The organism is Paenibacillus sp. plas6, assembly GCF_057221655.1.
In genome coordinates this window covers 3,841,513-3,861,698 of the sequence record NZ_CM170151.1, presented here as the reverse complement: position 1 = coordinate 3,861,698, position 20,186 = coordinate 3,841,513, and the positions used below count along the sequence as shown (strand labels likewise).

Below are 20,186 nucleotides of genomic sequence, written 5' to 3'. Positions count from 1 at the left end.
CAGCTATTATTTTAATCAGCTATAGGTATTAATAAATCTACAACCTCATTTTCCCAACGCTCTGCTTCCAAATAATAAATTTCTAATGATACTGCTTGATCCAGCTTTTGATAGCCGTTTTCTTCAATCCAACTGTTTAGCAGATCATACCCTTCACCAATGCGATGAGAGGTGACACTAATCGCAGCATATCTATGTGCAGGAATCGTAATCGCAACAAATCCAGAAGGTAACTCATCTTCTGAATACTCCCATTCAAAGCATGCCCAATAGCTCGCAAATACTTCATTACCAAAATAAGGGCAATATAGCATATCTGGCTGAACAACATGTTTCATTTCATGTCTTCTTGCCAAAAAATCGGACTGCAAGCGAATAGACTCATCCGCTAATAAAGAATATGGTCCGCAATATGAAATACCTACAAGATGCAGAGTAGATTTGTACACGATTGAACAAGCTTCCATGCTATAATCCTCCTTAAACTTTTCTGGCTGCACAGTGAACACTATCATTAGAAAAGTACAGTGGAAGCATTCACCCAAAACAGTTGAAGCTTTTAGGTCTTTTGCAGTTTCGTTAAAAATAAATAAGTAAATCTACGTACACTATTGTAGCATAAATTTCCATGAAAAAGACAGCCATTGTGCTACTAATTAAGCATCCCCTCATTTTACGATATTATTCCATTTGCAATCGTTTCATAAAATCTTCCATCGCACTATACCCTTGCTGCTTTAAATACCAATTATTGCATGCCGCTTCAATAAGTCCAGCCACATCGCGACCAGGTTGAAGCTGAATTTCTATATGCGGCACTTTTACCCCCATATACTCAACAAAACGCGGTTCTAAGTCAAGATCGTTATTTAATTCATTATCTTTCCAACGCGTTAATTCAATATCAAGCGTAATTCTTGTTTCATCTTGAAAAGCTTTGCGACCGTATAAACGAACGACATTAATTAAGCCAATGCTGCGCAAAGCAAGAAATTCTCTCGTCTTTTCATTGTGTGAACCTAGCAATGTATGCTGGCTTAGCTTTTTAAGCACAATAATATCATCAGCTACTAAACGATGACCACGTCGGATTAACGTATGCGCGGTTTCACTTTTCCCAACCCCTGATTTACCACGAATTATAACGCCAATACCAGATACATTCATACAAACACCATGAATTGATTGCTCAGGAGCCAAAGTTCTCATTAAATAATTATCAAGTTTTCCAATAAAAACGGATGTTTCTTCAGACGTGCGCAATAACGGAATTTGCTCCTCGTCACAATATTTTTTAAGATATTTTAAGCCATCCTGACCTGCTGTGACGATAAAGCAAGGCGGATGGTATTTTACAATATTACCGATATGATGATTTCGTTCTTCTTCGGTCAGTCTATGTAAATAAGTAATTTCTTTACGACCAAGAATTTGAATATGCTGCTGCGGAAAGTAGTCAAAATAGCCTACAAACTCTAAGCCTGGCCGATAAACGCGTCCTTTTGTAATTGTGCTATGAAGCTGAGTAGCTCCAGCTAACACTTCAAGCCCAAATTGCTGTACGATGTTTTGCACCTCTATAGCTTTCATTAACGCATACCTCCTTTGATTACTGACTTTTCTCCAATGCGTAAAATCAATGCTCTCCCAATGGCTAAAAAACGCTCTCGTAGCTATGTACGAGAGCGATTCATTGTGTTCTAAAAGCTTATAGTTATATATTAAAAGTTAAAGACAAAATCATCATCTGTCAATGGCTCAACATTCAATGTACGAATATAGCCATTTCCTTTTTTCGAGAAGAAATCATGCTGCTTGGTATGAGTGCTAATTCCATTAAATACAATTGGGTTGATAGGTTCCTCTGGGAAGTGAGGTTCAAGACCTAGATTCATTAAGGCTTTATTGGCATTGTAACGAACATAAGCTTTAACTTCCTCTTGCAATCCTAGCGGTGTATACAGCTCATCCGTATAAATGACTTCATTTTCATATAGCTCTAAAAGAAGATCAAGTACTTCTTTCGCTAATCTTTCTTGTTCTTCTTGCGGGAATGAAGCAGCAAGCTCTTGTGCTAGCACCCCTACATATAGTCCATGAATACTTTCATCGCGCAAAATCAAGTCGATGATTTCACCGCTGCTAGTCATTTTACCTTGACCAGCTAAATATAACGGATAGAAAAAGCCGCTGTAGAACAAGTAACTTTCTAGCAATACTGAAGCTGCCATAGCTTTGTATAAGTCCTGTGGTGTTTTTATGCTAGTGTACCAATCTGAAATAATTTTCGCCTTTTTCTGTAGCTGTGGATTTGTTTCAACCCAACGGAAAATTTCATCGATTTCCTCTGTAGAAGCTAGCGTAGTAAAAATGCTGCTATAGGATTTGGCATGAATTTGCTCCATCATCGCCATAAAGCCAAGCACTGCTTTACGTTGCAAGCCTTCCACATGCTCTAAAATTTTTGGCATGCCGATTCCGCCTTGCACTGTATCAAGCAAAGTCAAGCCACCAAGCACATTTTTATATAATGTACGTTCTTCCGTACTCATTAATTCCCAATCCATTTTATCATCAGATAAAGGGATTTCTTCATCTGTCCAAAACTGCATAATATTTTGTTGCCAAAATGTTTGTGTAAAATCATCGTCTGGACGATTCCAGTTAACTGCTTTCATTGTAAACATACCCCTTTGAAGATGAAATATAGCTGCACCTTATACGGCGCAGCTTGTACATTCTTCGACTGAAAGTCGTTTTGTTCTCGTATAATACAGAGACTTCAAGCCTTTTTTCGCAGCGTAAATATAGAAACGAGCCAATTCTCTTGTAGACACATTACTGTTCACATGAAGGACAGTAGAAACACCCTGATCAATATGTTGACTAATCTCTGCAATTAAATCAATTAGCTTGAATTGGTCGATATTATATGCAGACTTATAGAAGAAGAAATTATCCTGTGATAGGTAAGGCATTGGATAATACGTTGTAGAGTTTGCATAAGTACGCGTTTCAATATGCTCAACAATTGGCATTACGCTAGATGTTGCATTTTGAATGTAGCTAATGCTTTGTGTTGGAGCAATTGCTAGACGATATGCATGATATAAGCCATATTTTTGTACTTTTGCTTTAAGCTCTGCCCAGTCTTCAGGACTAGGAATATGCATATCTGCAAATAACTCTTGAACGCGTGGCAACTTAGGACGGAAATCTGTTTCAAGATAACGATCAAAATATGTTCCCTTCGCATACTCAGAACGCTCAAAATCCTTAAAGGTTACACCGCGTTCCTTAGCGATTTCCATGCTTTTCTCAAGTGAATAAAAATTCATCATCATGAAAAATACGCCAGCAAATTCACGTGCTTCAGGGCTCTCATAAGTGATTTTATTTTTAGCCAAATAGCCGTTTAAGTTCATTGCTCCAAGACCTACAGAATGCAGTTCTTCATTCGCCTTACGCACACCTGGTGCATTATCTATCTTCGACAAATCACTTACGGTTGTTAGTGCTTCGATACCTACATGCACTGAATCTTTAATTGCACGATGTTCCATTACATTCACGATATTAAGCGAAGCTAAATTACAGCTAATGTCGCGACGAATAACATCTTCTACGCCATAATCGTTAATTTCGGACGTTTCTTGTAATTGGAAAATTTCCGTACAAAGATTGGACATTTTAATCGTACCAATGTCTTTTAATGCATGTGCCTTATTAGCATTACTTTTATTCATAATATATGGATAACCCGATTCCAATTGAACCGAAGCGATTTTCGTAAGCATATCGCGCGCGCTCATGACAACTTTTTTCTTAACCTTGTCATTTGCAAGCAGCTCTTCGTACATAACATCAAGATCCATATCATCAAGATGCTGACCATAAGCCTTATAAACACTATAAGGTGCAAATACATGCAATGGTTTATTTTGTTCAGCTAACTCATAGAACTTATTTGGAATGATTAGACCGATTGATAATGTTTTAATCCGTGATTTTTCATCGGCATTAATTTTTTTACAATCTAGAAACTCGATAACATCCCAGCCGAAAATATTGTAATAACCAGCGCCAGAACCTTTACGTTGCCCCATTTGGTCGGCATAGGAGAATGCATCCTCCATAAGCTTAAGTACTGGCATAATGCCTTTAGCAGCCCCATCAACGCCTTTAATCGGCTCGCCACGACCGCGTAGCTTAGATAAGTTAACAGCAACACCACCACCGATTTTAGAAAGCTGCATACAAGTTCCTAACACATAGTTGATAGAGTTCAATGAATCATCCATCTCTAGCAGGAAGCAAGATACCATTTCGCCACGACGGCTTTTTCCTGCATTCAAGAACGTTGGTGTAGCTGGTTGAAGACGTTGTTCAATCATTGCCTTAGCAATACGCTGCGCACGCTCAAAATCTCCTTCGCCAAGATGAAGAGCAACAATTGCTACGCGCTCATGATATTGCTCAAGGTATTGCTTTTTGTCATTTGTTTTTAATGCATAGTCTTTATAAAACTTTGAAGCTGCCATATATGACTGAAATTGAAAATTTTCCGATGCGGTCAAGTCGAAAATTGCTTTAACTTGATCGTATGTATACTTTTCGTAGACATTGTCATAGTAATCATTTTCAATTAAATAATTCATTTTTTCTTCGAAAGAGCCAAATTTCATAGTTTTGGCCTCGACTTCTTCCATAAAAGCGGCTACCGCTTCTTTATCCTTCTCTAGCTGATAAAACCCGTCAGGCCCGCGCTGCATCAGCTCATTGTTTAACTCAATATGCTTCAATGGATTTCACCCTTTCGATAAATTGTAGCGTATCTTGATTCGTTCCAGAAAGCTCGAACTTTAATAATACAGGTACATTGTACGTTTCTGCAATGGTATCTGCACTTTTTGCAAAGCCTGCGCCCCAGTTTCGGTTTCCGCTGGCTGATACGCCTCTCAATAGCTTGTGGTTTCTCTGTAAAAAGTTCGTTACCTTAGGGGGAACTTGTCCAAAACCCGTTGTATATGTGATTAATACATAAGGCTCGTCCACGGTAGGCATTTCATCAATGGACACCGCATGCATATTTAATTTTTTCACAAAACGTTTCACATTACCCGTTTTGGAATCATATACAACTAACATTTAACTCGCTCCTTTACCCATATATAGCAATCAAAAAGCGCTCTACTCTATTTTCAAAGAATAGGTAGTTGCGCTTGTATGCTAGAATCATGCTGACGATAAATTATATAAAACGTACTATATGTAGTCGCTGAATAGAATAATACATCAATATATTGAAGTAGTCAATTGAATATCCTCAAATTTCATCTATGAAATTTTTTTCAAAGCGACAACTCCAATAACGACGTGGGTTTGCGCGACTCGACTCATTTTATAAAATTCGTTATGATGAAGAGGGCTGAGTTAAATGCGTTAGCTATGGTTATCTTTATTTCTTAAAGTTTACAAAAATGTAAATAAAAGGTATACCATACTAATTAACACGGATAGAAAATTAAACCAACTAAATTGAAATATTGGAGGAACTTTTATGTCAACCATTCAATCAATAGAAGATGCAAGCAATAGACTCGAGTTATTGTTTCAAAAAAGCAACGAACGTGATGAGGCATTGCTTGCTTATGTGAAACAACTAGCTTTGGAAAATGAACAACTAAAGCGCTCCTTGCACAAGCTCCGCACAAGTAAATTAAGCAAAAGCAGTTCAGTAAACAGCATGCACAGTAAGCTGACAGATGCTTTGCGTGAGTAGTTTGCGCAAACAGCAACTAGCTCATACATGTGGTACCAGGCTAACAATCATCAGAAATGATTATATTATCATAAAAATAAGTCTGTTAACATAAACCGAAAGACTTATTTTAACTCAAGCAAAAAAACCTGACAACTAGCTAATGTCAGGTTTTTACATTATTCAACAAGAATGGATTATTTAATGGCTACAAAAAAGAGGCGCTCTGAGCGTTCGTCATATGGAACACACTGGAAATCAGCGTATATCTTTACTTCCCTAAAGCCTGCTTCCTGCAAAGCTCCTTTCAGCCATAGCGGATGATAGGCTCGCTGCACATGAAGCTCATCAATCCGACGATAACAATCTCCTTCTTCACAAACAAAGATCGCCAATTGATGCTCGATTATATGCTCATCCTCATCATATTGTGACGTCCACAAATAAGCGATACCGTTTTCATCATAGACGAATGGCGATTCTTCTGCATATTGCTCAAAACGAGAGATTGGATGCACGTCAAAGATAAAGCTGCCGCCTTCTCGCAAGCCTGCATAGGTAGCATAAAATGTCGCAAGCACCTCATCCTCGTCCAGCAAATAGTTTAAACAATCACAGAAAGAAATGACTGAGTCAGCTAATTTGTCAGCTTTCCACTGGCACATGTTTTGCTGCAGCCAATTTACTTTTCGGTAATCAATTTCTCGAACCAGCAATCGCTCTTTTTCAGCAGCAATTTGCAGCATATCAGAGGATAGATCTATCCCTGTTACCTCATAGCCTCGCTGCGCAAGCGGTAAAGCAATTGCCCCCGTTCCGCAGCCAAGATCAACAACATGTTTAGGCTTGCCATAACGCTCCCAAATGCCTTCGGCAAATTGCAGCCAACTGTCATAGGGCATATCCGCCATTAAACAATCATACACCGAGGCAAAAGCCTGATAAGAGGTCACAACCCTTCACCTTCTGACTCTGCAGCAGAGCGCTTTTTAGGAGCATGTTCAGTTAAGTATGTCCAGCTCCCTTGCTGAACAACTAATCCATCCCGCATTAACTTACCTAGTGCACGCTTAAACGCTCCTTTACTTATCCCGAAACGACTGCGAATGATGTCAGCCTCTGTTTCGTCAGAATACGGCATGCCCCCGCTTGGACGTTCCTTAAGAAACTGGAGAATCCGCTCAGCGTCCTCCAGACGCCCGACTTCCTTCTGCTGATACATAGACAGGTTAACCCGTCCATCCTCTCGCACAAAGGTAACTCTCGCCCGCACACGCTCTCCTAAGCGTAAGCTTGTACGACGTTCAGAGCTAGGAATTAATCCATATGCTCCAAAACCAACTACTCCACCATCAATCAGAACAAAGGAGCCCATCTGCAAACTTTTTGTTACCCAGCCCTCAACCCACTGATTTCGCCAAGTTGCAGGTGCACGAAAAGTAAGCGGAGCTAGATCAGCCTCCTGTGCAAGTCTTGCAATTTGTCGTCCACTCTTATCATGAGTTAGGATAACAAATACTTCATCGCCAGGAAGAGGACGATACTCCACTTTTTCAGGCAATTCACTTATTGGCAGTAAAAGTTGACGGCCTAAGCCCATCTCTAGAAAGCAGCCAAGCTTTGGATGCACGTCTGCAACGACTAAACGAGCCATTTCGCCAAGCGTAATATATGGCTTTTTCATCGTTGCACATATTCGATCCTCTGAATCGTAAAACAAAAATACTTCTACATTATCACCGATATGCAGCTTTGAACCGACAAGCTCAGTATATGGTAGCAGTACCTCATCCAGCCCATCAGTTAAAAAATAACCATATGGGGAAACCTCACGCGAAACCTTTAAAGAATCGAGCGTACCCGCTACAAAACTCATATAATGTCCACAACCTTCGCATCAGACCAAATTTTTTCGATATTGTAGTATTCTCGCTCTTCACGATGGAATACATGTACAACAACATCACCTAAATCAATTAATACCCAACGTGCTGAATTCTCGCCTTCAACACCGCGTACTCTCACGCCGATTTTATCAGCTTGCTTACGAATTTCCGCAGATATAGCAAGCACCTGTGTTTCAGAGTTCCCGCTACAAATGACAAAATAATCTGCAACAAGCGATACCCCGCGCAAATCAAGCGCAATTAAGTCATGAGCTTTTTTATCTTGTGCAGCATTAACAACGGTGTCTAAAATTTTTTCAATTGTTAAATTCATCTAATCCCTCCAAATATTGTTCATTTTATTTATACCATTAATGATTTACGATAATAATCATTTACTCGAAGATTAAGCGAAGCAAGTCATTTCTTGCTACTAATGTACCGGGATAAATAACACTATTTTTCTCAATTAAAAAAGTAATCGTTGAATTAAGTCCGTATAACATACATTCTTCTAAACTAGAAGCAGCAAGTTCACGTGCTTTATCAACTCCAGGGAAATTGCGGCCAGGCTCAATATAATCAGCTACCCACACAATTTTCTCCAGCTTACTCATACCTGCACGACCAGAAGTATGGTAACGAATAGCATCTTGAATGCCAGTATCCTCTATCCCATATTGTGCACGCGCAAGATGCGCTCCAATCTCAGCATGCCACAATTCCTTATTATACTGAAGCAGCTCTTCATTTAGTTTATGCTCAATTATATAATTTTTTTGTTGCTCTACTGGCCAATATTTAGCAGCATCATGAATAATCGCTGCAAGTTCAGCACGCTCAGGTTCTTCTCCGTATTGCTCTGCCAATTTACGCGAGGTACTCATTACACCTAATGTATGAATCCATCTTTTTTCAGGCATCCCGCTGGAAACTGATAAAATAATTTCTTCTTTATTCATATAAAGAATACCTCCTTATATACTGCTCCACAGGCTCAGGCACAAAATATTTCAGTGATTTGCCCTGCGCAGCTCGCTTACGTAAATCAGTTGATGAAATATCAATTAGCGGCATTGGCACAATTTCAACTAATGAGCGCCAGTAGTCGGATAATTTCTCTAAATTTAGCGGATCTGATGGACGGTTTAGCCCAATAAAACGTACTAGCTTGCTTAATTCATCGGCACGATGCCATTGCGGCAAATCATGAATTCTGTCTGAGCCAATGATATAGTAGAAGCGATAATGATTATATTGCTTCATCAAAGCTGTCACAGTATCAATGGAATAGCTTGTTCCACCACGTTGCAGTTCAATATCGATTGCGCGAAATGCCGGCTGACCACTTATTGCTAGCTTGACCATTTCCAAACGATGATGTTCATCTGCGGCTGGAGTATTAGGTTTTAATGGCGGAGATGCGGTAGGAATAAACCATACCTCATCGAGCCCTGCCGCTTCAAGCGCACTTGTCGCAGCAATTAAATGCCCGATATGAATCGGATCAAAGGTCCCCCCCATAATCCCAACTTTGCGCATTTAATCAGCTCCTCATCGCAGTTTGTTACGGAAGTTCGATCGTTTTGTGGTCTTTTGATTCTTTATACAGCACAATGGTCTTTCCTATTACTTGCACAAGTTCACTGCCTGAGGCAGCAGCGATTTCTTCTCCTAGTTGCTTTGGATCCTCCATGCAATTGTTTAAAACTGAAACCTTAATAAGCTCGCGCTTTTCAATCGCTTCTTCAATATGGCGAATTAACTGCTCATTATTACCGCCTTTACCGATTTGGAAAATTGGTGTAAGATGATGTGCTTGTGCACGTAAAAATCGTTTTTGTTTTCCTGTTAGCATGTAATAAACCTCTTTCATCCAAATTAAAATTATCAAAAGACTTCAATAAAATTGCAATCATTTATTTTGCTGTAATGCAGCTAACACAACTTCCCTCATAACAGCTACTGGTGCTTGCTTGCCCGTCCAATATTCAAATGCGTAAGCTCCTTGATAAATAAACATGCCCAGACCGCCATGCTTTATACAGCCATGTTGCGCAGCATCCTCAACAAATGCAGTATATAACGGATTATAAATTAGGTCGCTTGCAACTGCGCCTTTTTTCAGCCAGCTTCCCTGTGCAGGCTGCTGTTCAGGATGCGGATACATACCAACAGAAGTTGTATTAATAACAACATCCGCAGCTCCGCATAATTGCTGTAACTGATCCGTTGCCGCAGCGCGCAACTCGCCATTATGCTTTAACGAAGCGACAAGCTCTTCAGCACGCTCTAACGTACGATTCACAATCGTAATTGATGCAGGCTGCTCCTTAAGCAAAGCATGTACAATTCCGCGTGCTGCACCACCAGCACCGATAATAACAATATCTTTTTCGGATAGTGAAGCAATCGCCTCTTCTTTTAATGAACGTACATACCCAATACCATCTGTATTATAGCCAATCAGCTTGCCGCCATCATTCACGATCGTATTTACAGCACCAAGCTCCTCGGCATCCTTGTCGATTGTATCTAAATACTTCATTACATTCAATTTATGTGGAATCGTAACGTTTAATCCAGCAATTCTACTATTTTTAATTTCTTCAATAAAGCTCGCCAGTTCGTTTTCCGTTACTAAAAATGCGGTATAAAGCGCATCAATTCCTAATTCCTGAAAAGCTGCATTCTGCATAAGCGGTGATTTAGATTGCGCAATCGGATCGCCAATGACAGCGTACAGACTTTTATTAGGATATGCAGCGCGAAGCTGCTTTAACTGTACTACACTACTTGTCACGAAACATGCACCTCATTTTGCCGCTAGTCTTTTGTGACTAGATCATAGAATCTCGCTGTACAACTTTAATGCCCTTTGGCGCATAAACTTCAATAAGCGCACCGCTATCGCTATTGACTTTAATCCAGCCTAAGCCTGAAATGTAAATATCACTCTTACTTCCTGTTTTAACTCTGATTGAGTGTCTTGTCCAGCTTGGAATTTCAGCAAGCTGCTCTTGCGTTGGTCCGCCTAGCAATCCACCTTTATGCTCTTCGTAAAGCTCTTCTGCTCTTTCCAGCTTCGTACGGTGAATATTCAAACCATTTGCGACATATAGCGTAAACGATTGTCGTTCGCCTTCCACGAAGTCAAATCTAGCAATGCTGCTCATAAACAGCGTTTGCCCTGGATTAAGCTGATACACAAGCGGCTTAATAGGCTTATCTGGCAGTAACGTACCGAGAAAACTGCGCGGTACAATTTCTGTTAAACGGCTGCTATAAACAATTCCTGGCGTATCGATAATGGAATGACCATCATCTAGCGGAATATGAATCGCGTCCAAGGTTGTACCAGGATAACGTGAAGTTGTTAATTCCTGATCCAAATCACTATAGTCGCTAATTAGGCGATTGATAAGCGTTGATTTGCCTACATTCGTCGCACCTACAACGTAGACATCTCGATTGTCACGATAATATTCAATTGCTTCAATTACCCGATCAAATCCGATATTCCGTTTTGCACTGCATAATACTACCTCAACTGTACGCAAGCCTTCTTGTTTAGCTTTACGTTGAACCCAGTTGCGAATACGGTTCATATTTAACGATTTTGGTAAAAGATCAATTTTATTAACAACCAATAAAACTGGATTATTACCAACAAAACGTTGCAAGCCAGAAATTAAGCTGCCTTCAAAATCAAAAATGTCGACAATGTGGACGACTAATGACTTCGTATTGCCAATACCGCTTAATAATCTTAAAAAGTCATCTTGATCAAGAGCAACTGATGCAGCTTCATTATAATGCTTAATACGGAAGCAACGTTGACAAATTAATGGCTCCTTCTGTAACGCTGATTCAGGAACATAACCTGGCAGTTCTTTATTTTCCGTTTGAATGCGTACTCCACAGCCTGCACATCTTAAACTTTGCATTTCTGTCACGATTAATTATCCTCCTCTTGCCATAAGCCGCGCCTGCGCAGCCTTGCAATCGCAATTTTTTCTAATTGGCGATTGATTTTCGTTCCAAAACCTTCTTCATGTGGTGCAATTGGGGCAACTAATATTGTATAAAGCCCCATTCGATTTCCGCCAAACACATCCGTCATCATTTGATCTCCGATCATTAATGTTTGCTCAGGTTTTAATTGAAGTAAATCTAAAGCCTGTCTAAATGCACGTTGCGTCGGTTTACGCGCTGCATGTATGTACGGCAAATTTAATGGAACAGCGAATTTGCCAACTCGAACATCGTCATTATTTGATACGATTACAACTTTAAGCCCCTTTTCCTTGACGGTCGCTAGCCACGTCACTAGCTCTTCAGTAGCAAGCGGAGTTTTTGCTCCAACTAATGTATTATCGAGATCCGTAATAACTCCTCGGATGCCTTGCGCGTACAGATCATCTAATGGAATATCATAAATGGACTTCACCTTTAACTTGGGAAGAAACGCTTCAATCATTTATTAAACTCCTCTGCTTCTTGTTTCTTACGAAACTATACCATAGATTGTTAATCTGTTGCAAAACAAAATCCCGCCCACAGCAGAAGCTTATGGACGGGTTAATCGACTAAAGACTAACCATCTAAAATTTTCTCTACATATATATTATATAGATAAAATTTATAGATTAGTCTACTGTATTTTTAGGTTTTCCAGTGTTGTCTAATACTATCCACGGCTATTCTAGCTCGCTCAACCTGCTCATCGCTAATTACCGCGTTACTATAGCTTGCTAGTTCAAACATAGATAGCAACTCATCTAAAGCCTCTGATGCTGCAGGGTAATATTGCTTCCACTCCAGTAATATTTCACGCATTGTTGATGTTTTACGGACTGGCAAGCCCTTCTTTTGCCCTTGCTTAAGCAGTTTCATCGTTACTTCGCCAATTTTTTGATTGTTAGTATAAGTAATATAACGCAAATTACGCCACTGAATCAAGAGAGCTTGACGATAATAAATAAGCGTTGCAATAAAGATAATAAACAGCAAACTTAAGCTAGTCCAAACGATCATACGAACTTGGCTTTCGGTAAAAAATGAGGTTGAATCATCGGCTGTCTGATTAGCATCAGCAACCGGAGGAAATGAAGGCAGTAAAGATTGCAAAATATTTTCTGCTTCTTCTTCGCCAAATTGCTGCGGCATATTAAAGCCAGGAGTAGGCTCAAAAGGAATCCATCCATAGCCTTCAAAATAGATTTCGACCCATGAATGAGCATCCGCATTGCGGATCGTAAATGTTCCACTTGTTGCCGGTTCATAATCTTCAGCTAAATACGGATTGCTGTTTAGAAGCATCTGTTCTTGCTCATTTATTCCCGAAGTAAAGCCTTTTACCCATCTAGCTGGCATACCTAGCGAGCGTGCCATAATAACCATCGCAGTTGAGAAATAATCGCAATAACCCTCTAGCAGTTCGAATAAAAACTGATCAACAAAATCGTCAGACTGTCCACTTAAACGTGAAAGATCAGGGGTATTGGTATAACGATAATTGTAGCGCAAATGCTGCTCTAGCAACAAGGCGCGCTCATAATCATTTGCTGCAGCAGAAGTCACACTTGCTGCTAACTCATATACGCGTTCAGGAACGACATCAGGAATCGATAAATACTGGCTGTAGTATGGCTGATTAAGCTTTTTCTGTGAAAATGAAGCCGAAGCTTCCTTTAAGCCTTCAATATCAGTAATGATTGTATTTGAAACAATTGAATATTGATTTAATTGAGGAAGTTCATCGAGTGTTGCAGCGACTACTGAATAAGAAGGAGATTCCCATACAAAATCATTACTTATCGTTCCTGTTGGCAATGTTTCTAATATTGTAATTTCACTATTACCTTTACTTTGATTATAGGTGATCGTCTGTAGTTGATCCGGAATTCCATTTGCAAATAAAACCGAATAATGGTGATCGCTAAGTAAAGTTATCGTTTGATTAACTTCAACGTATGTTGCTTTATCTTCATCAGAGGTTGGCAGGATTTTGCCTACAACAACAGGTTCAAACAATGATAGATCGTCTCGCTGAATCCACCCTTTGCCGTCGTAGATTCCTCTTGTTTCGCCTCGCAAATAACCTTTATGTGTTGTTTCCACCTGCATTACAGGTGTGTAATCATAGTTAAAGCCGCCGCCTAGCAGCGAGCTATCTCTACTGTAGCCCGATGTCGTTAACAATGTATTTCTACTATTATATAAGCCGTAGCCTTTGTCGCCGATAAATGCTGGAACCTTCTCACCGCGTGATTTTAACCATAACGCGTACGGATCCTCTAAAAGCGGTGGCCCATGCGGTAAACTAAATCCTACTATCGTTATTGATAACAGAATTGCAATAAATGGCGTTATTAACGATAATGGACGTTTAAACAGCTTAGCTAGCGTCACTCGATCAAGACTACGATAATGCAGCAATGTGTGCCAAACTAAAAATAAGACTACGAGACATGCAATATTTAACCAAAGTCGCAACGGTGAAAATGAATCTCGAATACATAAAATAAGCAGGCCTACAGCAAATGCGTTAATTAGTCGCTGCTTTGATATAACATACCGTTCAAGCAAGAAGAGAATAATAATTACTGCTAGTACGATTTCGAGAAAAGGATGTATAACATAAAGCCGTTCAGAGAAATGCTCCACCAATTCAGGCTGTCGATGCCAAGTTACTCTAAACGTAATAAAAATCCCTATTAGCAAATCAAACGGTATTCGATATGACCAATGTCGGTTAGGAAATAGGATATTGATAAGTGTAATAATTGCTAATGACCAATAAACAGAGGTAAAGGTATCACGCCACCAATAATTTTGAAATACAGCAAGCACATCCACAACAAACAAAACAGCAAGCAGCGGTAATATTCGCTCGAATCTTCGATATTGCTTAACAGTTGTACTGCTCATCACGCTTCACCTCCTGCTGCCTTAACAAGCGTTGCATGAGTACTTAAATCATGAAACGGGATACCTGCATAAGCAAATGACTGTTGAGCGTTATAGATTGCTCGCTGTTCAATTTCATTGCTGTAAAAAATAACAGGATAAAAACCTTTCTGCTTGAGTAATGTTGCTGCTGAAGCCATCTCAGTTGAGACATCAGAAGTAACAATCATTAGTGTACTTGCAAAAGGCAACTCTACCACAGCACGCTGCAACAGTATGCTTAAGGGGCGCTCACTATTAGGAACTACAGTAATAAGATGCTTCATGGCTTGCCAATAAGCTGCTGAACCATGAAAACTACTGCTGCTCCAATATTCTTTTCCTGGAGATAACAATGTAAAGAGCTGATTTTGCTCCATACCGTAATGAATTAATGATGCGGCAATTGAAACAAGCTCCTCAAAATTCGATTCCCCGCCTTGTTTTCTTTGCTCCTGCGATAAATAACGATCTAAGATAACAATCCCTTTAGGCATTGCTTCTTTTTCATAATCTTTGGACTTCCATTGTCCCGTACGAGCAGTTGCATTCCAATGAACACGGCTTAAGCGATCGCCATAAACATAATCACGAATTCCGCTTTGCTGATTACTTTCTTTTGCAAAGCGATCATGAGAATGCAAATGAAATCTGCCTTTACTGCCGCTAAGCATTTGCTCCCAATTAACTTCTTTCATAATGCGCGGTAAAACCTGAAACGTATCTGAACTTTCAATCGTTCGCTTATACTCCACTAAGCCAAACACATCAAAGGTAGAACAAACGATTTGATTAAACTGATAAACGCCACGCTTTAATTGCTCAATCGAATAGTTCCATTCAACTTCGCGAAACGTATTAGGAATAGCTGTTCCTTGTATGCGCTGGATTGAACCATCATGCCGTACAAGTGTATCCTGTAACTTCACGTATGACATTGGTAAAATACTTCGATGTTGCAATTGAACATGCACCAGCAACTGCTGACCAGCCATAAATTGCTTATCGTATTGCTGACTGTCCCCCAGCTGACGCTGGCCAGTAAGCTTGCGTATTCCTAGCAAATAGTACAGTAATAGATATAGCAGCAAGGCATTAAGAATACCGAATAAGAGAATAGAGCTTCTGCCGCCTTGAAATAAGTAAAATAATAAACTGCTAATATATAAAGATACTAAAGCAATCCACTTCATTTTTCGCTTCATGCTGTACCTCCCTATCGCAAAACGGATAGTGGGGTCTGAGTCACTTCCAATATTTGCTGCAATACTTGCTCTGTTGTAACTCCTTGCATTCTTGCCTCCATACTCGGCAAAACACGATGACCGATAATATGCGGGAATAATGACTTCACGTCATCTGGAATTACATAGTCACGCTGATGAAGAAATGCTCTAGCACGTGCTGCTTTAGCTAATGAAATCGATGAACGAGGGCTGGCACCTAATCGTAAATAAACATGCGATCTTGTAGCTCCAATTAAGGCTAATAAATAACCAGCAACGGAATCGTCGAGATGCACTGCATCAACATATGCTCGAATGTCAAGCAATTCGTGAACTTCAATAACTGGCTGAAGATGCTCTGCAGGATGAATTCGTTCAATGTGTTGAATCATTGCTAGCTCGTCCTTTAAAGAAGGATAACCAAGTGAAAGCTTGAGCATAAAGCGATCAAGCTGAGCCTCCGGTAAAGAATAAGTTCCTTCAAACTCTATCGGATTTTGTGTTGCAAGTAAAATAAACGGCTCTGGGAGCTTATATCCCTCCCCGTCAACCGTCACATACCCTTCTTCCATTGCTTCAAGTAATGCCGATTGTGTTTTCGTTGTTGCTCGATTAATTTCATCGGCTAACAAAACATTGGTATGAACAGGACCGCTTCGAAATACAAATCTTTGCTCTGCAGGATGATAAATAGATACACCTGTAATATCCGTAGGAAGTAAATCAGGGTTGCATTGAATTCTCCGAAACTGTCCTCCAAGAACTGTTGCTAAAGATTTGACAAGCTGTGTTTTTCCCGTACCTGGCACATCTTCCAGCAATACATGTCCTCCAGCCAGCACTGCTATTAGTAACCGCTCAATTTCGTTTTCTTTACCTAAAATAGCTGAGCTTAGCTGCTGTAATATTTGATTACATTTCTGCATCGCAATTGAACGATTATTCATATGATTTCCTCCTAAAGTATTGTGCACGTATACTCTAGTTGTTACTTAAATTATAAAACATCTAATTAAATATAAATAGTGAAAGGCTTAACTTTAACATTTATTGTAGGTAATTACAATTTTATTTGTTATTTTTTCCAACTAAAAAACAATAGCGTCTTTAAAAGGAAAAGCACACATTTTATAACCCCAAAATACTATGTACTATTCCCCAAGAAATTTGTGAGAAAGGTGCGTGTGCTTACTTGACACATATATCATATTTTCTAACTGGAAACACCGCCAAAGGACATATGAGTTTAATTCAACAATCGTTAAGTCGCGTTAATTCATTAATCGTTATCGATGGACCATTTTTAACAGATAACGGCAATGTATTGCAGCGCTTGTACGAGGAAATATCTACACAAATTAAAGAACTTGAGCTCATCTATCATCCATCTGCACCCAGTCAGTTGCAAGGGATGATAATTCCGACATTACGAATCGCATTTTTTAGCTCAACACCAAATCATCGTGTTCCATATGAGCAGCATACTGGTTTCGTTACGATACTCAATATGTATGATTATTACGACACTAAAGTAATAACTTCTCATCAAACAGAAATTGATAACCTTACCACTGCTATTATAGAGAAGCATCAAGAAGCCTATCTTGGTTATGCAAAAGCACTAGAAATTCATGATGAGTGGGAAAAAATTTATATCGAGCAAATTGATTTTGCAAAGGCAAATGCATTTGCTAGTGAGCTAGCGGAAAAACTGCTAACTGAAGCAAAAGCTAAGGCTGAATTACAGTCATCTCAACTAGCGCCACAGCCTATTTATCGCTTTTTAGGCGCAGCAACCCCACAAGGCGCAGTTGATTTTGTACCAGAATTAACCAAAGGATTAAAGCGTTATTTAATTAAAGGCAGACCTGGTTCTGGAAAATCAACATTGCTAAGAAAGCTACTGGCGCGTGGGCAAGAATTAGGATATGAACTAGAGGTATATCAATGTGGTCTTGATCCGAATAGTCTTGATATGATTATTTGTCGAGAACTTGGCTTTGCTATTTTCGATAGCACTGCACCGCATGAATATGAGCCGACCGAGGAAACTGATGAAGTAATTGATATGTATGCTATTGCAATTAATCCAGATACAGATGAACGATTTAAAACAGAGCTGAGGGGAATTGCATCTCAATATCGCACTCAGATGAATGCCAGTACTGCTGCACTAGCTCAAGCTGCTGAGCTAGAAAACAAGCTTGCCAATATAACCAAAGCTGCATTAAATGAACAGTCGCTTAAGCAATCTGAACAATTGCTTATTAATAGTGTATTAAGCCTGCAAAAACAATTAAATCAGCTTAACTAACTTAAATAGGGGCTCTACCTTGTTTAATCTTGAATAAACCAGTAGAACCCCTTTTTTTATCATGCTCTAGTTGTCGTACTAATCCTAAGCGCAGAGAAGCCCGAAAAACGGATGTTTATCCCTTCGGTCTAGCAAATAACGCTGCGAGAAAGGAGAATATAATTGCTGCAGATATCCCTGCACTTGTCAGCTTAAATATCCCTGATATGACGCCGATCCAGCCTGTTTCAAAGTATTCCGTTAATGCTCCATGAACAAGAGCATTACCGAAGCTAGTAATTGGAACCGTAGCTCCTGCACCAGCAAATTCTACAAGCGGTTCATACCAGCCAAAGCCGTCAACAATTGCTCCTGCAACAACAAGGATTGACATCGTATGACCTGGAGTTAGTTTTGCTACATCAAATAATAGCTGTCCGATAACACAAATAAGCCCGCCGACAATATAAGCCCATATATAGATCATCAACTTAATCAACCCCCTTTCCTTTTAAAGCAACCGCATGGGCAATACATGGAATACTGTCTCCTTGCTGATAGGAAATTGGCGATAGCAATGCACCGGTAGCTACAACTAATACTCGGCGCAAATGTCCTTTATTAAGCTCATCAATAAGATGACCGTACGTAACAACGGCAGAGCATGCTGCCCCACTACCGCCAGCCTGTACAAGTTGTTCTTGAACGTTATATATCATTAAACCGCAATCATTAAACTGCGTAGTATGGATTGGAACTTGCTCTTTTTTCAGCAGATCAGTTACAATTTGATGTCCAACAGTCGCAAGGTCACCAGTAACAATTAAATCATAATCTTTCGGAGCACGATTCATATCGTTGAAATGGGCAATAATAGTATCTGCTGCTGCAGGTGCCATCGCTGCTCCCATATTAAATGGGTCAGTAATGCCAAGATCGATGACTTTTCCAATTGTTGCAGCCTCAACAGCAGGTCCTTCGCCCTCAAGTGATAATATAGCCGCTCCTGCACCAGTTACAGTATATTGAGCAGTTGGTGGTTTTTGCGCACCATATTCCGTAGGATAACGATACTGCTTTTCAACCGTACAGTTATGACTGCTGGCTGCTGCCATCCCCTTTTTTACTGCTCCTGTGCTTACGAGCTGAGCTACAATCGCTAGTGCCTCCATCGACGTAGAGCATGCTCCAAATACGCCTAAGTATGGAATTTTCAAATCTCGTGCAACAAAGTTATTTGTAATAATTTGGTTAAGCAAATCTCCACCGACGTATATTTGCAAGTCATTGGCTGTTAAATTCTTTTTTGACATGGCTAATGTAGCCGCTTCAAACAATAATTTTCGTTCTGCCTTTTCCCATGTTTTTTCTTCAATTTCTAAAGCATCGTAGCATTTATCGAAGCTATCCTTCAGCGGACCTTCCGCCTCATCAGGTCCAACTATTGTTGCCGTGCTAATAATATGTGGTTGACGATCAAATTTCCAGGTTTGTTGCCCTGTTAACATATTAATGTCCCCCTATTCCGAGCACCATATAGGCAATCCCGACAAAGAAAGCTGCAACAGTACCAAACACAATGACCGGACCTGCTACTTTAAACATATTAGCGCCTACACCAAGCACTAAGCCTTCACTGCGATGCTCAAGCGCTGCTGAACTAACTGAGTTAGCAAAGCCTGTTACTGGTACTGCCGAACCCGCACCAGCAAATTGAGCGAATTTATCATACACACCAAATGAGGTTAAAATTACTGATATTAATATTAAGGTTGCAACCGTTGGATCCCCTGCTTCTTCGGAACTCATATTAAAAAAATGCATATAAAATTCGGTTACTCCTTGCCCAAAGCAGCAAATAGCCCCGCCCACTAAAAATGCTACAATACAATTTTTCAATACACTTCTTGGCGGTTCTTTTGTTTTCGCTAAGCTTTGATATTCCTGTGCACTTAAATTAGGTTTTTTATATTTTTTTGACTTACCATTGTTGCTCATGCTTTCATCCTCCTTATCATGATGCTGAACGATATTATTGTTTACAGCATGAAATATTTCTATGTATCGGA

The 20,186-nt window shown here is 39.8% G+C and carries 22 protein-coding genes; 2 read left to right on the top strand and 20 right to left on the bottom strand.

All coding sequences use genetic code 11. From position 1 onward, the window contains the following. Positions 1 to 11: 11 nt before the first annotated feature. The 5 genes from AC2TDL_RS17000 to nrdI form a co-directional block, all read right to left on the bottom strand. Entirely contained in the window at positions 12 to 467 is a 456-nt protein-coding gene (locus tag AC2TDL_RS17000; protein WP_484697250.1) for a GyrI-like domain-containing protein, read from the bottom strand. Positions 468 to 681: 214 nt separating this feature from the next. Next, positions 682 to 1,590 (bottom strand): HPr(Ser) kinase/phosphatase, encoded by a 909-nt coding sequence (gene hprK / locus AC2TDL_RS16995; protein WP_484697249.1) that lies wholly within the window; start codon positions 1,588 to 1,590, stop codon positions 682 to 684. Between the two features lie 131 nt (positions 1,591 to 1,721). Beyond that, complete coding sequence (gene nrdF / locus AC2TDL_RS16990; RefSeq protein WP_484697248.1) at positions 1,722 to 2,678, bottom strand: class 1b ribonucleoside-diphosphate reductase subunit beta; 957 nt, start codon at positions 2,676 to 2,678, stop codon at positions 1,722 to 1,724. A 39-nt stretch (positions 2,679 to 2,717) separates the two neighbouring features. After that, the gene (nrdE, locus tag AC2TDL_RS16985; protein WP_484697247.1) at positions 2,718 to 4,802 is read right to left on the bottom strand and encodes a class 1b ribonucleoside-diphosphate reductase subunit alpha; all 2,085 of its coding nucleotides are present in this window, start codon (positions 4,800 to 4,802) and stop codon (positions 2,718 to 2,720) included. After that, positions 4,789 to 5,148: a class Ib ribonucleoside-diphosphate reductase assembly flavoprotein NrdI gene (nrdI, locus tag AC2TDL_RS16980; protein ID WP_484697246.1), complete on the bottom strand. Its 360-nt coding sequence runs from the start codon at positions 5,146 to 5,148 to the stop codon at positions 4,789 to 4,791. Before nrdI ends, nrdE begins: the two co-directional genes overlap by 14 nt. 412 nt (positions 5,149 to 5,560) lie before the next feature. Here nrdI and AC2TDL_RS16975 point away from each other — a divergent pair, with 412 nt between their 5' ends. Beyond that, entirely contained in the window at positions 5,561 to 5,782 is a 222-nt protein-coding gene (locus AC2TDL_RS16975) for a hypothetical protein (protein WP_484697245.1), read from the top strand. A gap of 176 nt (positions 5,783 to 5,958) precedes the next feature. Here AC2TDL_RS16975 and AC2TDL_RS16970 read toward each other — a convergent pair whose 3' ends face one another. From AC2TDL_RS16970 to AC2TDL_RS16915, 12 genes are all read right to left on the bottom strand, one after another. After that, on the bottom strand, positions 5,959 to 6,714 hold the full coding sequence (locus AC2TDL_RS16970; protein ID WP_484697244.1) for a class I SAM-dependent DNA methyltransferase: 756 nt from the start codon (positions 6,712 to 6,714) through the stop codon (positions 5,959 to 5,961). Next, complete coding sequence (locus AC2TDL_RS16965; protein ID WP_484697243.1) at positions 6,711 to 7,637, bottom strand: CvfB family protein; 927 nt, start codon at positions 7,635 to 7,637, stop codon at positions 6,711 to 6,713. The genes AC2TDL_RS16970 and AC2TDL_RS16965 overlap by 4 nt, the downstream gene beginning before the upstream one ends. Next, positions 7,634 to 7,981 (bottom strand): ribosome silencing factor, encoded by a 348-nt coding sequence (gene rsfS, locus AC2TDL_RS16960; RefSeq protein ID WP_484697242.1) that lies wholly within the window; start codon positions 7,979 to 7,981, stop codon positions 7,634 to 7,636. The genes AC2TDL_RS16965 and rsfS overlap by 4 nt, the downstream gene beginning before the upstream one ends. A gap of 61 nt (positions 7,982 to 8,042) precedes the next feature. Beyond that, complete coding sequence (gene yqeK, locus AC2TDL_RS16955; RefSeq protein WP_484697241.1) at positions 8,043 to 8,609, bottom strand: bis(5'-nucleosyl)-tetraphosphatase (symmetrical) YqeK; 567 nt, start codon at positions 8,607 to 8,609, stop codon at positions 8,043 to 8,045. Further along, complete coding sequence (gene nadD / locus AC2TDL_RS16950; RefSeq protein ID WP_484697240.1) at positions 8,602 to 9,189, bottom strand: nicotinate-nucleotide adenylyltransferase; 588 nt, start codon at positions 9,187 to 9,189, stop codon at positions 8,602 to 8,604. The genes yqeK and nadD overlap by 8 nt, the downstream gene beginning before the upstream one ends. A gap of 25 nt (positions 9,190 to 9,214) precedes the next feature. Further along, positions 9,215 to 9,505 carry a ribosome assembly RNA-binding protein YhbY gene (yhbY, locus tag AC2TDL_RS16945; protein WP_484697239.1) on the bottom strand — a complete coding sequence of 97 codons (291 nt, stop codon included), beginning with the start codon at positions 9,503 to 9,505 and terminating at the stop codon, positions 9,215 to 9,217. Positions 9,506 to 9,562: 57 nt separating this feature from the next. Further along, complete coding sequence (aroE, locus tag AC2TDL_RS16940; RefSeq protein ID WP_484697238.1) at positions 9,563 to 10,450, bottom strand: shikimate dehydrogenase; 888 nt, start codon at positions 10,448 to 10,450, stop codon at positions 9,563 to 9,565. A 37-nt stretch (positions 10,451 to 10,487) separates the two neighbouring features. Further along, the gene (yqeH, locus tag AC2TDL_RS16935; RefSeq protein WP_484701252.1) at positions 10,488 to 11,594 is read right to left on the bottom strand and encodes a ribosome biogenesis GTPase YqeH; all 1,107 of its coding nucleotides are present in this window, start codon (positions 11,592 to 11,594) and stop codon (positions 10,488 to 10,490) included. 11 nt (positions 11,595 to 11,605) lie between these two features. Further along, positions 11,606 to 12,127 (bottom strand): YqeG family HAD IIIA-type phosphatase, encoded by a 522-nt coding sequence (locus AC2TDL_RS16930; protein WP_484697237.1) that lies wholly within the window; start codon positions 12,125 to 12,127, stop codon positions 11,606 to 11,608. A 185-nt stretch (positions 12,128 to 12,312) separates the two neighbouring features. Continuing rightward, complete coding sequence (locus AC2TDL_RS16925) at positions 12,313 to 14,580, bottom strand: transglutaminase domain-containing protein (protein WP_484697236.1); 2,268 nt, start codon at positions 14,578 to 14,580, stop codon at positions 12,313 to 12,315. Then, a complete protein-coding gene (locus tag AC2TDL_RS16920) occupies positions 14,580 to 15,803 on the bottom strand; it encodes a DUF58 domain-containing protein (protein WP_484697235.1) in 1,224 nt (407 codons plus the stop codon). Before AC2TDL_RS16920 ends, AC2TDL_RS16925 begins: the two co-directional genes overlap by 1 nt. Positions 15,804 to 15,814: 11 nt before the next feature. Then, entirely contained in the window at positions 15,815 to 16,771 is a 957-nt protein-coding gene (locus tag AC2TDL_RS16915; RefSeq protein ID WP_484697234.1) for an AAA family ATPase, read from the bottom strand. A 245-nt stretch (positions 16,772 to 17,016) separates the two neighbouring features. Between AC2TDL_RS16915 and AC2TDL_RS16910 the strand changes: the two genes are divergently transcribed. Next, positions 17,017 to 18,138: a hypothetical protein gene (locus tag AC2TDL_RS16910; protein WP_484697233.1), complete on the top strand. Its 1,122-nt coding sequence runs from the start codon at positions 17,017 to 17,019 to the stop codon at positions 18,136 to 18,138. A 115-nt stretch (positions 18,139 to 18,253) separates the two neighbouring features. On the opposite strand, the gene spoVAE is transcribed toward AC2TDL_RS16910, so the two are convergent. Genes spoVAE through spoVAC form a run of 3 tightly spaced genes read right to left on the bottom strand, consistent with a single transcriptional unit; the run spans position 18,254 to position 20,115 of the window. Continuing rightward, entirely contained in the window at positions 18,254 to 18,604 is a 351-nt protein-coding gene (gene spoVAE, locus AC2TDL_RS16905; RefSeq protein ID WP_484697232.1) for a stage V sporulation protein AE, read from the bottom strand. Positions 18,605 to 18,608: 4 nt separating this feature from the next. Further along, the gene (spoVAD, locus tag AC2TDL_RS16900; protein WP_484697231.1) at positions 18,609 to 19,625 is read right to left on the bottom strand and encodes a stage V sporulation protein AD; all 1,017 of its coding nucleotides are present in this window, start codon (positions 19,623 to 19,625) and stop codon (positions 18,609 to 18,611) included. A gap of 1 nt (position 19,626) precedes the next feature. Beyond that, a complete protein-coding gene (gene spoVAC / locus AC2TDL_RS16895; RefSeq protein WP_484697230.1) occupies positions 19,627 to 20,115 on the bottom strand; it encodes a stage V sporulation protein AC in 489 nt (162 codons plus the stop codon). Positions 20,116 to 20,186: the final 71 nt, after the last annotated feature.